This window comes from Halostella limicola, from assembly GCF_003675875.1.
GTDB lineage: Archaea > Halobacteriota > Halobacteria > Halobacteriales > Natronoarchaeaceae > Halostella > Halostella limicola.
Genome location: NZ_RCDI01000002.1, coordinates 1 through 14,280 on the forward strand (window position 1 = coordinate 1; position 14,280 = coordinate 14,280).

The following is a 14,280-nucleotide window of genomic DNA, read 5'->3' on the forward strand; positions in this document are numbered from 1 at the left end:
CACCGTGATGTAGCCGTCCTCGTCGATCTTCGCCCCGTCCTCCGGGAAGTACACCCACTCATCGGCCTCCTCGTCGGAGTACTCCGCCCAGTACTCCGAGACGAACCGCTCGTCGTTCTTGTACAGCGTCCGCAGCATCCCCGGCCACGGCTTCTGTACCGTGAGGTGGCCGGCCTGTCCCGGATCGACCTCGCTCTTGTCGGGGTGGATGACGCGCGCGTCGACGCCGGGCAGGGCAGGTCCGGCGCTGCCGGGCTTCATGGTGTTGACGCCCGGAAGCGTGGTGACCATCATGCCGCCGGTCTCGGTCTGCCACCAGGTGTCGACGACGGGGCACTCCTCGCCGCCGATGTGCTTGTAGTACCACTTCCACGCCCGCGGGTTGATCGGTTCTCCGACGGTGCCGAGCAAGCGCAGGCTCGACAGGTCGTGGTCGTTGGGGTACTTCTCGCCCCACTTCATGAAGGCTCGAATGGCCGTGGGGGCGGTGTAGAAGATGTCGACGCTGTAGTCCTCGACGATCTCCCAGAGGCGGTCTTTCTCGGGGTAGTCGGGGGTGCCCTCGTACATCACCGTCGTGGTGCCGAGCGCGAGCGGACCGTACACGATGTAGGAGTGGCCCGTGATCCAGCCGATGTCCGCCGAGCACCAGTAGGTGTCGTCCGCCTCGATGTCGAGGACGGCCTGACTGGTCCAGCTGACGTACGAGAGGTAGCCGCCGGTGGTGTGTTTCACGCCCTTCGGCTCGCCAGTCGTCCCCGACGTGTACATCAGGAACAGCATGTCCTCCGCGTCCCGCGACACCGGCTCGACGCGCTCGCCCTGGTAGTCGGCGACGAGGTCGTCGTAGTCGTGCGCGCTGTCGCCGAGGAAGTGGGTGAGCTCGTCGCCGAGGCGGTCGACGACCACCACGTCGCTCACCTCGTGGTCGACCCCCGAGAGTCCCTCGTCGGCCTTCTGCTTGTGGTTGAGGGCGTCGCCGCGGCGGTAGTAGCCGTCGCAGGTGACCAGGTACTCCGAGTCGGCGCTGTTCATCCGCGTCGCGAGCGCGTCCGCCGAGAACCCCGCGAACACCACGCTGTGCGGTGCGCCGATACGGGCGCACGCCAGCATCGCGATGGGGAGTTCCGGCACCATCGGCATGTACAGCGTCACCACGTCGTCCTCCTCGACGCCCATGTCCCGCAGCGCCGCCGCGAACTCGTTGACCTCCTGCAGGAGGTCCTCGTACGTGTAGGTTCGCATCTCGCCCAGTTCGCCGACCCACTCGATCGCGGCCTCGTCGCCGCGCCCGTCCTCGACGTGGCGGTCGAGGCAGTTCGCCGACGCGTTCAGGGACCCGCCGGTGAACCACTCGTAGAACGGCGCGTCGGAGTCGTCGAGCACCTGGTCGTACTCCTCGTCCCAGTCGAGCAGGTCGGCCGCTCGCTCCCAGCACTCCGGCCAGTTCTCCTCGAACTCCTCGTAGATGTCCGGGTCCGAGACGTTCGCCTGCTCGACGAACGACTCGGGCGGATCGAACGCCTCCTGTTCCTCGAGCCGCGCCTCGAGCTGTACGTCCTCCGGGTTCTCACTGTCTCCCATGGTACAGATAATCAATAACAAACTTCCACAATAAATCCCGTATCTAGGTGTTCAAACCTGTAATCCGAGACAGAAACGATCGAATCGGGGTACGAGCGACCGGAAGTACGCGCTGGGCCGCCGCGCCGTCAGAGCGCGGCGGACGAAACCGCCCGAGAGCGACCGTGAACGATACGCGGGCGGCGGGCCGACCGCGCGGTCGACAACCGGCCGCCGGTATCTAGGTGTTTAATCTCCGCCGTCGGCCGCGTCGAACACTGTCCGGAGGAGCTCGCGCTGCCCCTTCCGGAGGTGGTTGTGAAGCGTCGGGGAGGAGACGCCCATCGCGTCGGCGATCTCCTCGGCGGTGCTCTCGCGCGGCCAGTCGAAGTAGCCCCCGAAGTACGCCGCCCGGAGCGCCGACTCCTGGCGGTCGGTGAGCCGGTCGTCGACCCCCCGCCGGAACTCGCCGACGGTCGGGTCGGCCCCCTCGACGCTTCGCTTGCCGAGGAGCTCCACGCTCGGGAACGCGTCGACGAGTTCGTCGATGACCGACCGGACGTCGGTGTCGGGCGCGAGCTCGGCCACGAGGGTACTCTCCCCGCCGTCGACGTCGAGCCGGCGGACCGTCGCCCCGGCCCGGGTCAGCGCGACCGACGGCGCGGACCCCGACAGCACGAACTCCAGCAGGAACTCGTCGCCGCGGGTCTCCACGAGGCGGAAGTCCGCGACCCCGTCGTCGTCCGCCGCGAACTCGAACGCCTCCGGCGGCGTCGCTCTGGAGAGGGTGACGTAGTAGACGAGCGCCCCGTCGCTCCCCGAGACGAGCGATTCGAGCGCCAGCCGGCAGTCGAAGGCCCCCGTGACGCGGTTGAAGAAGGAGCGGTCGCCGTCGACCCGGAACGCGAGTTCGACGACTGCGTCCGACAGGAGCAGCTGCCGCCGACGAAGCGCGGTGACGGCGTGGCCGACCCGCCGCCCGAGGGTGTCGAGGTGGGCCCGCTCGTCCGCGCCGAACGCGTCGGCGCGCTCGGACAGCACGCAGAGGACCCCGTGGGAGGACTCCGCCGCCGGGAGCGGCACGAGCGCGAGCGAGCGGATCCCGTGCCGCCGGAATGCCTCGCTCGCGGCGTCGGGGAGCGGCTCCGGCCCGGCGTCGGACCGCACGACCGGATCGCCGGACTCGACCGCGCGCTCGACGTCGCCCGCCGCCGCCAGGGCGTCGGCTATCCGTCCGGCGGCGTCCCGGTCGACGCCGGCCGCCGTCTCCGGCGAGAGAGCGTTCGACGCGTGTCCCGGTACCCCGATCCATGCGCCCGCGTACGCGTCGTCGGTCAGACTCGCACAGACCGCTCGCTCGATCCCGGACCGGTCGGTCGCGTCCAGCGCGCCCGCCGCCGCGGACCGGACGGCCTCGGCGACGGTTCCGAGCCGCCGGAGGCGGTCCCGCTCGTCGCGGACCGAGTCCAGCTGGCGCTTCCGAGCCGTGAGATCGACGACGAGGGCGGCGAACCCGTCACCCCCGTCCCCGACCGGTGCGACGACGGCGTGGCACCACGCCCGGCTCCCGTCGCCGCGGACGCGGTAGCCGGCGCCCTCGTACCGCCCCTCCTCGGCGGCGGTCGTGAGGTGGTGTTCGGGGCGGCCCTCCTCGACCGCCTCGTCGGTGTACAGGACCGACACGTGCCGGTCGAGCACGTCCGCCGCGTCGCGGCCGAGCACCCGCTCGGCGCTCTCGGGCCACGACTCGACGCACCCCTCGGCGTCGAGTCGGAACGCGCAGCAGTCCTCGGCGGCTTCGAGCGCCGCCGCGAGGCCGCCGGCCGGCCGGCGGTCGTCCGCTCCCACAGCGTCGGACGCCTCCCGGCCGACGAGCGCGTCGATGGCCCCGACGACGCGCTCCTCGTCGGGCGGGTCGAGGTACGGTTCGAGCGCCGCGAAGCTCCCCCATCCGCCGACCGCTTTCGCGACCCGCGGGCTGACCTCGGCGTCGAGCAGCAACCGCCGGGCGAAGTACTGCCGGAGGTCCCGGACGGCGAGGTCGGCGTATCGGCCGTCGCCGGTCCGGTCCGCCGCGCGGCTCGTCACGTCCGCGACGAGCATCTGGACGCGGCGGGGGCTCACGTCCACGAGCGTCTCGTCGCCGGCGAGGTCGGACGCGTAGCGCCGGATCTCGCGCTCCAGCCCCGGCGGGACGACCGTCTCGCGGTCGACCTCGCCGTCACCGTCTCTCACCGCCAGGAGGTGCCGGTCGGGGTCGGCCCGCGCCCGTCGGAGGTCCCCGGGTCGCACCCGGACCATCTCGGCCGCGCGGAGGCCGGCCTCGCCGGCGAGACGGACCAAAAGCGCCTCGCGGTACGTCTCCGCCGCCGCCGTGAGGCGGTCGTACTCCGCCTCGCCGAACCAGTGGCCCGCCCGGTCGTCCGCCGCGGTCGTCGTCACTGTTTCGCTCTTTCGGGAAACGCGAAGGTAAATGTTCGGGGTAGAACGGGTATCTGCGGAGGATAGTAGAGGAACCCTCAACTACCGTTTCGCTGTTTCAGAACAGGCGAAACGCTACCGCTCGTCGACCGCCGACTCGATCTCGCCGACGATCTCCGGGTTGCGGAGCGCGCTGGTGTCCCCGAGGTCGTCGCCGTTCGCGATGTCCTTGAGCAGCCGCCGCATTATCTTGCCCGAGCGCGTCTTCGGCAGTTCCGGGGTGAACACGACCGTCTCCGGGCGGGCGAACGTGGCGATCCGGTCGCCGACGCGGTCGACGATCCGCTCGCGGAGCGCGTCGTCGACGCCGTAGCCGCTCTCGGTGCTGACGTAGGCGTAGATGCAGGCGTCGTCGACCCCGTCGGCGTCCGTCGCGACGACGGCGGCCTCGGCGACGCCCTCGACGCCGACGATGGCGGACTCGATCTCCATTGTGCCGATCCGGCGCCCGGAGACGTTGATCACGTCGTCGATCCGGCCGAGCACGGTGACGTAGCCGTCCTCGTCGATCGTCGCGCCGTCGCCGGCGAAGTAGACGCAGTCCTCCCCGGAGTCGTCGGAGAACTCTCGCCAGAACTCCTCGACGTACCGGTCGTCGTCGCCGTACAGCGTCCGGAACATCCCCGGCCACGGCCGCTGCACGGTGAGGTAGCCAGCGTCGCCCGCCGCGACGTCGTCGCCGTCCCGGTCCACGACCCGAACGTCGATGCCGGGCAGGGGCGGCCCGGCGGAGCCGGGCTTCATCTCGTCGACGCCGGGCAGCGTGGTGACCATCATGCCGCCGGTCTCGGTCTGCCACCAGGTGTCGACGACCGGACACTCCTCGCCGCCGATGTGCTTGTAGTACCACTTCCACGCCTGCGGGTTGATCGGCTCCCCGACGGTACCGAGTAGCCGGAGGCTGGAGAGGTCGTGGTCGTTCGGGTACTCCTCGCCCCACTTCATGAACGCCCGGATCGCCGTCGGCGCGGTGTAGAACACGTCGACCGCGTGCGTGTCGACGATCTCCCAGATGCGGTCGCGGTCGGGGTAGTCCGGCGTCCCCTCGTACATCATCGTTGTGGTGCCGAGCGCGAGCGGGGCGTAGACGCTGTAGGAGTGCCCCGTGATCCAGCCGATGTCCGCCGAGCACCAGTGGGTGTCCGTCGGCTTCAGGTCGAGCGCGGCGTAGCCGGTCCAGGCGACGTGGGCGAGGTAGCCGCCGGTGGTGTGTTTCACTCCTTTCGGCTCGCCGGTCGTCCCCGACGTGTACATCAGAAACAGCATGTCCTCCGCGTCCCGCGACACCGGCTCGACCGTCTCGCCGGCCCGCTCGTCGATCAGGGTCGTGTAGTCGTGCTGGTCCTCCCCGAGGTAGTGCGAGAGCTCGTCGCCGAGGCGGTCGACGACCACCACGTCGCTCACCCCGCGGTCGAGGTCGAGCAGGGCGTTGTCAGCCTTGCTCTTCAGGTTGAACGCGTTCCCGCGGCGGTAGTAGCCGTCGGCGGTGACCAGGTACTCCGAGTCCGCGCGCCGCATGCGCGTCGCGAGCGCGTCCGCCGAGAACCCCGCGAACACCACGCTGTGCGGTGCGCCGATACGGGCGCAAGCGAGCATCGCGATCGGCAGCTCCGGCACCATCGGCATGTAGAGGGTGACGACGTCGTCCTCCTCGACGCCGAGATCCAGCAGCGCCGCCGCGAACTCGTTGACCTCGCGGTAGAGGTCCTGGTACGTGTAGGTCAGCGTCTCGCGGCGCTTGCCGACCCACTTGATCGCCGCGTGGTTCTTCCGACCGCTCTCGACGTGGCGGTCGATGCAGTTGTAGGCGGCGTTTAACGACCCGCCGGCGAACCACTCGTAGAAGGGCGCGTCGGAGTCGTCGAGCACCCGGTCGTACTCCTCGTCCCAGTCGAGCAGGTCTGCGGCCCGCTCCCAGCACTCCGGCCAGTTCTCCTCGAACGACTCGTAGATGTCCGGGTCCGAGACGTTCGCCTGCTCCACGAACGATTCCGGAGGGTCGAACGTCGTCGCGTCGGCCAGCCGCGCTTCGAGGTCGACCCCCGTCCCGTCGCTCATCACCTGAATCCAAGGACGTGAGCGGCATAAACGTTCTTGCTAACGAGAGTAGGGCCCGCCCGACCGGCGAGTAGGAACAGTAAACTAATCCCCGGAGGGAGCGAACGGGACCTCATGAACCTCTCCGGGAAGCGAGTGCTGGTCACGGGCGGCGCGGGCCTGGTCGGATCGCACATGGCCGACCTGCTCGCCGCCGACAACGACGTCCTCGTGGCGGACGACCTCTCGAACGGCCGCCGCGACTGGGTCCCCGACGACGCCGAGTTCGCCGAGGTCGACCTCACGGACCCGGCCGGCGTCCGCGAGGTCGTCACCCCCGAGGTCGACGTCGTCTTCCACTTCGCGGCGTCGAAGAACGTCAACACCGACCGCCCCCGCGGACAGTTCGACGAGAACAACGCGATGACGTACAACCTCCTCGAGCGGATGGACGAGGTCGGCGTCTCGCGGATCGCCTTCACCTCCTCCTCCACAGTGTACGGCGAGGCTCCCCGTCCCACTCCCGAGGACTACGCCCCCCTCGAACCGATCAGCATCTACGGCGCGAGCAAACTGGCCGAGGAGGGGCTGCTCTCGACGTACGCCCACGCCCACGACTTCACCGTCTGGACGTTCCGGTTCGCGAACATCCCCGGCCCCGCGTTCGACGGCTCCGTCATCCCCGACTTCGTCGAGAAACTGGACGAGAACCCCGAGACGCTCACTATCCTCGGCGACGGTCGACAGGAGAAGTCCTACCTCCACGTCGAGGAGTGCGTCGACGCCATCCGCCACGTCGTCGAGCACGCCGACGACGCCCACAACGTGTACAACCTCGGCACGCGCACCACGACCTCCGTGAACCGCATCGCCGACATCGTCGCCGACGAGATGGGCGTCGACCCCGACCGCGAGTACACCGGCGGCGACCGCGGGTGGACCGGCGACGTGCCGAAGATGCGCCTCTCGGTCGAGAAGCTCTCGGCGCTCGGCTGGGAGCCGCCGCTGTCCAGCGACGAGTCGGTGCGGAAGGCGGCGCGGCAGTTGGTCGAGCAGTTGGAGTGAGCTACACCGAGAACGCCGTCTCCGCCTCGCAGTCCTTCTCCCGCGCTTCGAGCGTCGCGACGACGGCGTACTCGCCGGGGGCGGGGTCCTCCCAGGTTGCCTCGTACGTCGCGGTCCCGCCCGGGTCTATCGTCTCCGAGCCGAGCATCTGGGCGAACATCCGCCCCTCGCTGAAGCGCCACACTTCCCCGCCGTCGTCGCGGACGGCGAAGTCGGCTTCGAGCGTGTCGGAGAACGACAGGTCGACCGGTTCGTCGCCGTCGTTAGCGACGGTGAAGGTGAACTGAACGCCGTCGTCGACGGTCGCGTCGAGGGTGCCGTGAAGTGACATGGCGCGGGCTACCGAGCGGTCGATTATATCTCTTCTGCAGAAAAACGGAACGGGGCCGAAGAGGCAGGTGTGGGGTGGTGTCGCGGGAGGTCGCCGAAACGCTGCTCAGTCGTCGCTGGAGTCGAGCCCCAGCGCCGCGGCGACGTCGAGCAGCCCGCTGCCCTGCTCGTTGCTGGACAGCCCGACGTCCTCGGCAGTGGACTTCAGGCGGTCGCGCGCCTCGACGTTCGTGTAGCCGTTCGCCATCAGCTGCGCGCCGGCGCCGGCGACGTGGGGACAGGCCATCGACGTGCCCGAGAACGTGTCGTAGCCGCCCGGGATCGTCGAGTAGACGTCTTCGCCCGGCGCGGCGAGTTCGACCTCGGGGCCGGTGCTGGAGAAGTTCGCCAGCGAATCGTCCTCCGAGGTCGCGCTGACGGCGATGCACTCCTCGTACGCGGCGGGGTAGCCGACGCAGTCGCTACAGGGGCCGTCGTTGCCCGCCGCCGCGACGAGCAGGACCCCGTTGTTGTAGGCGTACTGGCACGCGTCCTTGACGGTCTGGGAGCCGCTGCTCCCGCCGAGGCTCATGCTGCCGACGTCGTACCCCTGGTCGGCGGTCCACTCGATGCCGGCGGCGATGTCCGACCACGAGCCGCTGCCGTTCTTGTCCAGCACCTTCGCGGCGTGGAGCGTGGCCTCCGTACTGACGCCGACGACGCCCTCGGAGTTGTTCACTGCGTCGGCCGTGCCGGCACAGTGGGTGCCGTGGTCGTTGTCGTCGTCCCAGTCGTACCGACAGACGTTCGGGCCGCCGCGACAGGAGACGAACGCGCGGCCCTCGCCGAGGTTCGCCTGCAGGTCCGGGTGGTCCGAGTCGATCCCGGTGTCGATGATCGAGATGTCGGCACCGGCGCCCGTCTCGCCGTTCGCGTGGGCGACCTCGGCGTCCGTGCGGTCGATGCCCCACGGCGTCGTCTGGGCGAGGGCCTCCCACTCGCCGTTCACTTCGACGTAGCGGACGTCGGGCCGGTTGCGAAGCGCTTCTGCCGCCCGCGCGGGCACCCGTATCGTCATCGCGTCGAACGAGAACTCCCGTACCACGGCCGCCGCGGCGTCGCTCGCTGCCCGGCGGCCGCTGTCCGCGCCGTACCCGACGTTCACCTCCACGAGGTCCTCCGGCTCCGCGCTCGCGAGCCCGCCCGCGCCGACCACGGCGAGCGCACCGCTGGTTTTCTTGAGAACGTTACGACGGCTGACGTGTGTGCTGCCATCTGACATGGCAACCGACCGTGACTACATCATATATTATTAATTGTTGTGGTAGTTTCAGTTAGGTTATTAACACTATCTGGAAAACAGCGGCGGGTTCCCAAGCAGTACGCCTTTATCCGGCGACCGCCAACGCCGACGCGTGCAGATCGTCGGGTACGACACGGGTGCGCCGGACGACGAGGGCGGGGACGGCCGCGCGCCGGCGCTGCTGGTCGCCGCGGACGGCGTCGTAGAGCGGGCGGAACTGACGCCCGGGACGAGGCTCGCGTACTCCCTCGGGGAGCGCCGCTGCGCGGGCGCGGTCGACGGGACAACCCACTACGCCTGCGGGAACGAGGGCGCTCCCTACTGCGACCAGCACGCGAGCACCTGGGTGTGCGCGCGGTGCACCGGGACCTGCCTCAAGGACGAGATGGACTGCTACGAGGAGCACGCGGTGTACCTCGCCGCGTTCGCCCCGGCGACGGTGAAGGTGGGCGTCACCCGGCTCTGGCGGCTGGAGACGCGCCTCCGCGAGCAGGGCGCCGACCGCGCCGCCCACGTCCACACCGTGTCGAACGGGCGGATCGCCCGCGAACTCGAAGCCGAGATCGCGACGGACCTGACCGACCGGGTGCGCGTCCCCGAGAAGATCGCGGGGCTTCACAGCGCCGTGGACGAGGACGTCTGGGAGGTCGTTCTCGACGACTTCGACGTGATCGACCGCACCGCCTTCGACTACGGGATCGACCTCGACTCGCGGCCGGTGGTCGAAACGCTCGCCTCGGGGGAGGTCGTGGGCGTGAAGGGACGGATCCTGGTCCTGTCGAACGCCGGCACGACGTACGCGGTCGACCTCCGGGACCTCGTCGGGCACGAGGTCGCCGAGGAAGCGGCCGACCGAAACCTCCAGTCCGATCTCGGCGCGTTTTACTGACGGAAGTCCCGTTTCGTGCGGAGAAGCGACCCGCAGAACTCCCCGACGACCGACGGCCGGCAGTATACCTAACCCTTTTCGGGGCGCGGACGGAACGGGGAGGTATGTCGGACGACGAACCCACCGACGGCGAGGAATCGGGTGCAGAGGACAACGGCGAGGGCGAGAGCGAGGAGAAGTCCTTCCGGGAACGCGTCGAGGAGATCCGCGAGAAGCGAGCCGAGGAGGGCGAGGGCGAAGGCGAGTCCCGCGAAGAGCGCATGGAAGAGATGATGGGCGGCGGCCCCGGCGGCATGGGCGGGGGCGGCGGCAACCCCTTCGCGCAGATGATGAGCGGCATGATGGGCGGCGGCCCGGGCGGCCCCGGCGGGCGCGGTCCGGGCGGCCCCGGCGGCGCGGGCGGGCAGGAAGCCGGTAACGAGGAGCTCGTCCGCGAGGTGCGACAGCTCCGCGACGAGGTCCGCGACGCGACCCGCCAGCTCCAGCGCATCGCCGACGCCATCGAAGACGACTAAGTACCCTTCTGCGTCCTTTTCGCGTCCGTAGCGACAGAGCGCAGCCGAGCGTAGCGACTGCTCCAGTCGTTTCGAGCGACGACCTCGACGGCCGCGCCGGCGGTGCGCGGCGCGACGGTGTCCGCTACCGGACCCCGTCGTAGATCGTCGCCAGCCGCTCCACGGTCCGGTCGACGCTGAAGTCGTCGCGACTTTCGAGGCAGTTCTCGACGAGTCGCTCCCGGTCGGCGAGCGCGTCCTCGATCCGGGCGCGGAACGCGTCCACGTCGTCTTCCGGGTAGTGGTAGCCGGTGACGCCGTCCTCGACGGTCTCCGACAGCGCGCCGCTGTCGACGCCGACGACCGGCGTTCCGCAGGCGTTCGCCTCCAGCGCGACGAGCCCCTGGGTCTCGACGGGGCTCGGGAACGCGAAGACGTCGAGCGACGAGTAAAACGCCGCCATCTCGTCGCGGTCGAGGAACCCGAGGAAGCGGGCGTCGACGTCGGCCGCGGCCGCCTGTCGTTCGAGGTCCTCGCGGGCCGGGCCGTCGCCGCCGAGCACCACCGTGGCGTCGAGGCCGTCGGCCGCCTCGATCAGGTCGGAGAGGCGCTTCTCGTAGCCGTGGCGCCCGGTGTACCCGATCAGCGTCTCGCCGACCAGGTCGTGGCGCTCGCGGAACGCGGTCCCGTCGACCGGGCGGAAGCGCTCGGTGTCGATGCCGTTCGAGACGACCTTCACCGGCGCGTCGATGCCCACCTCGTCGTTCAGGTACCGGCGGACGGGGTCGGTGGGCACGAGCACCGCGTCCGCGCGGTCGAAGAACCAGCGCTCGTAGCCCTCCACGAACCCGCGGAGCCCGGACGCGATGCCGTCCGTCGGCGCGAGGTAGTCCGTGTACTCGCCGCCGGGCGTGTGATAGGAGGCGACGAGCGGCGCGTCGGCGCGGCGCGCGAGCCGCATCGCGCCGAGGCCGAGCGTGTAGGGCGTGTGCGCGTGAACGACGTCGACGTCCGCGACGGTGTCGGGTACTTTCGGCGCGCCGAGTCGGTACCCCTCGTACCAGGGGAAGGGGACGCTACGCACCGGATGCTCGTTCGGCCCCGGAGCGTGACCTTCGGAGTGCGGGTACACGACGTCCATGCGTCCGCCGTTCCGGTTCCAGCGGTCCCGCCACGTGTCGATAGTGTAGGTCACGCCGTTTACCGTCGGGAGATACGTATCGGTAAAGGCGACGACCTGATGGTCCATTATCGGCCCATTCGTAGGGGAGCAGTTAAAAAACTCGTCATTCAACGATCATCCGACGGTCCATCGTTAGTCCGGCGCTAAACAGCGCTCCCGGCGCTCGGCGTACCGTCCTCGAATCGCACAGCGGCGGGCGACGCGGCGCCAGTCGCCGGCGTCTCGCGGGCGAGCGAAATTTTGTTGATAAAGAAACAGCTACGATTAGAAACAAAAAATATATCCATCACTCCTCCAGTAGGGTCTAGTGGGGCAATTCAGGATAACACTCTCTCTTGTCCTGCTTGGCCCCGGAATCCCCCCACCCCCCATTTCCGATGACAGTACCCGAAGAGCGCATCGAGCGTCTGGAGTCGCTGGCGCGGGAGGCCGCGTCGGAGTCCCAGCAGGACCGGGCGATGGAGTACGTCCGTCTGGCCAGACGCGTCGCCGAGCGCAACCGCGTCAACCTGCCCCGGCGGTTCAAACGGTTCACCTGCGATCGGTGCGACAGGTATCTCCGGCCGGGCGTCAACGCTCGCGTCCGCCTCCGAGACGGCCACGTCGTCATTACCTGCGACTGCGGGGAGCAGGCGCGGTACCCGTACTGACAGTACCTTCTCGGCGCGCCGCGTGACAGGCGCCAGTGCAATAAAGTTGAAACGGCTGCCGTCCGTAACCGGTAATCAGAATGACTGACGAGGACCTGCGGAAACGAGCCCACGACCTCGACGTGACCCTCTGGGTGGGGAAAAGCGGTATCGGCGCGGTGACCGACGAACTCTCGGACCAGCTCCGGGACCGCGACCTGGTGAAGGTGAAGTTCCTCCGCGCGGCGCGGGGCGGCAGTAGCACCGAGGAACTCGCCGTCGACCTGGCAGACGAGGTCGACGCGGAGCTGATAGAGACCCGCGGGAACACGGCGGTGCTGCACTGATGGCGTTCGTCGACGAACTGCTCCGCGACGCCGGCCTGTCGAACGCGTACGCGGATCCCCTCGGGGCCACCGTCGAGTTCGTCGGCGCGTTCGTCGTCGTCTACCTCCTCGGGAAGACGGTGGTCTACCCGCTGGTGCAACGCCTGCTGAACCGGCGCGACCTCGACGCGCACGCGCGCAAGCCACTGATGAAGGTGAGCCAGATCGTCGTCGTGTTCGCGGCGGTGGCGATCGCCTTCGCGTTCGCCGGGTTCGGCAACCTGCTGACGTCGCTCGCGACCATCGCTGCGGCCGCGACGCTGGCTATCGGTCTCGCGATGCAGGACGTCCTGAAGAACTTCGTCGCGGGCATCTTCATCTTCACCGACAAGCCGTTCCGTATCGGCGACTGGATCGAGTGGGACGGCAACTCCGGCGTCGTGGAGGACATCAGCCTGCGCGTGACCCGCATCCGGACGTTCGACAACGAGCTGCTGACGGTACCGAACTCCAACTTGACCGACGACGTGATCAAGAACCCGGTCGCCAAGGATCAGCTCCGCCTGAAGTTCGTGTTCGGCATCGGCTACGACGACGACATCGAGCGCGCGACCGACATCATCGTCGAGGAGGCCGAAAAGCACCCGGACATCCTCGACGACCCCGCGCCGTCCGTGCGCCTCACGGAACTCGGCGACTCCTCGGTCGGCCTCCAGTCCCGCATCTGGATCGCCAACCCGAGCCGCGCCGACTACGTGAAGACCCGCGGCGAGTACGTCACGAACGTCAAGCGCCGCTTCGACGAGGAAGGGATCGACATCCCGTACCCGAACCGTACCCTCGAAGGCGGGCTGGAGCTGACGAACGCCACGGACGTGGTGGAACCAGCCGACGACTGATCGGCGTCGAGTTTCATCTCGACGCTGCAGTTTCGGCTGGTAAAAGGCGGACGACTGAGCGGCCGAGGGTCTCGTCCCGAGACCGCGGTCTCCGCCGGTGAAAGCCGACGACTGAACGGTATCGACTCGGTACTACGAGACCGGGCGGCCGCTCCTTCTGCTACACACGTCGCGGAGGCACCGCTCGGCGGTGTTATAACGGATTATGAATGGCGGACGCCCGAGGTTGCCCGGCGTTCCGGACGGGGGAATCCCGGTTGCCTCCTCCACCCCGCGACCCATCGAGCGACAGGTGTCCGGCGGTCCGCTGCTCGCTTCCGCGCCTGACGGATTGCCACCGACGAACCGCGACGGGACATCCCTGCGGATGGCCGTCGCGGACCGCTGCCCCCGATGGACGAGGCTTCCACGTTGGCTCCCGGGGCCCCGACCGGTCTGACCGGACGTGCCCGGGGTTCGGTCCCCGCTAAAGACCATAGTGCGGGTGACGAGCAGGGCCTAACTGCCCGACCTAGTCCACCTCAACGTAACGGACCCTGTCTTAAGGACCTTTCGCATCGATCGGGGACGGCGACGCGCTATCGGAGGCGTCCCGGTCGCGGACCGGGCGACACTCACTCAGATGAGGCGGAGCGCCCGGGCGTACCACCCGCCGCTCGCCGGGACGAGCAGCGTGACGGCGGCGAACGCCCACCGGTGGTACTCGATCCACTCCGCGGTCGACAGCTGGAAGACGACCGTTTCGTCGACGGCGAAGGCCCACTGGAGGGCGAGAAGGACCATGACGACGCCCAGCCCGACCGTCGCGCCGGCCGCGACCTCGGGGGGCGTCCGGTCCTGTCGCCCCGCGGCGAACGCCACCCCGACGACCACAGCGAGCAGGGTGACGCCCCACGGACCGACGAGGCCGTAGCCGTAGTACACCTGCAGACCGGAGACGTCGGCAGACGGCAGCGCGACGTACGGTAGGACGGCGGCGGCGACGACCGCGAGCGCTCCGAGCAACCCGACCGACGGCGGAACTGTCTCGTCGACCATGTCGGGAGACTGGCAGCGCCCGGAGCATAAGCGCGGCGTTCGAGTCGGAAAGCCCATCACGGCG

Annotated in this window: 13 protein-coding genes and 1 other RNA gene; 6 read left to right on the forward strand and 8 right to left on the reverse strand. The window is 69.1% G+C overall.

The window, feature by feature from the left end:
- The 3 genes from D8670_RS08040 to acs all read right to left on the reverse strand — a co-directional run.
- Window positions 1-1,584: acetate--CoA ligase (locus D8670_RS08040; RefSeq protein WP_121817606.1), on the reverse strand; the 1,584-nt coding region annotated here is incomplete at its 3' end.
- 228 nt (window positions 1,585-1,812) lie between these two features.
- Window positions 1,813-4,005, reverse strand: coding sequence for a bacterio-opsin activator domain-containing protein (locus tag D8670_RS08045; RefSeq protein ID WP_162994235.1), 2,193 nt, complete (start codon window positions 4,003-4,005; stop codon window positions 1,813-1,815).
- 114 nt (window positions 4,006-4,119) lie between these two features.
- Window positions 4,120-6,102 (reverse strand): acetate--CoA ligase, encoded by a 1,983-nt coding sequence (acs, locus tag D8670_RS08050; protein ID WP_121817608.1) that lies wholly within the window; start codon window positions 6,100-6,102, stop codon window positions 4,120-4,122.
- A 114-nt stretch (window positions 6,103-6,216) separates the two neighbouring features.
- Between acs and D8670_RS08055 the strand changes: the two genes are divergently transcribed.
- Window positions 6,217-7,146 (forward strand): NAD-dependent epimerase/dehydratase family protein, encoded by a 930-nt coding sequence (locus tag D8670_RS08055; protein ID WP_121817609.1) that lies wholly within the window; start codon window positions 6,217-6,219, stop codon window positions 7,144-7,146.
- 1 nt (window position 7,147) lies between these two features.
- On the opposite strand, the gene D8670_RS08060 is transcribed toward D8670_RS08055, so the two are convergent.
- Window positions 7,148-7,477, reverse strand: a complete 330-nt coding sequence (locus D8670_RS08060) for a BsuPI-related putative proteinase inhibitor (protein ID WP_121817610.1) — start codon at window positions 7,475-7,477, stop codon at window positions 7,148-7,150.
- Between the two features lie 105 nt (window positions 7,478-7,582).
- Window positions 7,583-8,737, reverse strand: coding sequence for a S8 family peptidase (locus tag D8670_RS08065; RefSeq protein WP_121817611.1), 1,155 nt, complete (start codon window positions 8,735-8,737; stop codon window positions 7,583-7,585).
- A gap of 133 nt (window positions 8,738-8,870) precedes the next feature.
- Between D8670_RS08065 and D8670_RS08070 the strand changes: the two genes are divergently transcribed.
- Window positions 8,871-9,647, forward strand: coding sequence for a DUF2797 domain-containing protein (locus D8670_RS08070; RefSeq protein WP_121817612.1), 777 nt, complete (start codon window positions 8,871-8,873; stop codon window positions 9,645-9,647).
- A 104-nt stretch (window positions 9,648-9,751) separates the two neighbouring features.
- Window positions 9,752-10,162, forward strand: coding sequence for a hypothetical protein (locus D8670_RS08075; protein WP_121817613.1), 411 nt, complete (start codon window positions 9,752-9,754; stop codon window positions 10,160-10,162).
- A 124-nt stretch (window positions 10,163-10,286) separates the two neighbouring features.
- Here D8670_RS08075 and D8670_RS08080 read toward each other — a convergent pair whose 3' ends face one another.
- Entirely contained in the window at window positions 10,287-11,390 is a 1,104-nt protein-coding gene (locus tag D8670_RS08080; protein ID WP_121817614.1) for a glycosyltransferase, read from the reverse strand.
- A 311-nt stretch (window positions 11,391-11,701) separates the two neighbouring features.
- On the opposite strand from D8670_RS08080, the gene D8670_RS08085 reads away from it, so the two are divergent.
- The 3 genes from D8670_RS08085 to D8670_RS08095 all read left to right on the forward strand — a co-directional run bounded on the left by D8670_RS08085 (window position 11,702) and on the right by D8670_RS08095 (window position 13,178).
- Entirely contained in the window at window positions 11,702-11,974 is a 273-nt protein-coding gene (locus D8670_RS08085) for a ribonuclease P protein component 4 (RefSeq protein WP_121817615.1), read from the forward strand.
- Between the two features lie 80 nt (window positions 11,975-12,054).
- Window positions 12,055-12,300, forward strand: coding sequence for a YhbY family RNA-binding protein (locus D8670_RS08090; protein WP_121817616.1), 246 nt, complete (start codon window positions 12,055-12,057; stop codon window positions 12,298-12,300).
- A complete protein-coding gene (locus D8670_RS08095) occupies window positions 12,300-13,178 on the forward strand; it encodes a mechanosensitive ion channel family protein (RefSeq protein WP_121817617.1) in 879 nt (292 codons plus the stop codon). The genes D8670_RS08090 and D8670_RS08095 overlap by 1 nt, the downstream gene beginning before the upstream one ends.
- A 210-nt stretch (window positions 13,179-13,388) precedes the next feature.
- Here the strand turns inward: D8670_RS08095 and ffs are convergent.
- An RNA gene (ffs, locus tag D8670_RS08100) (signal recognition particle sRNA) lies at window positions 13,389-13,700 on the reverse strand.
- Between the two features lie 96 nt (window positions 13,701-13,796).
- A complete protein-coding gene (locus tag D8670_RS08105) occupies window positions 13,797-14,216 on the reverse strand; it encodes a DUF7548 family protein (protein WP_121817618.1) in 420 nt (139 codons plus the stop codon).
- Window positions 14,217-14,280 lie beyond the last annotated feature (64 nt).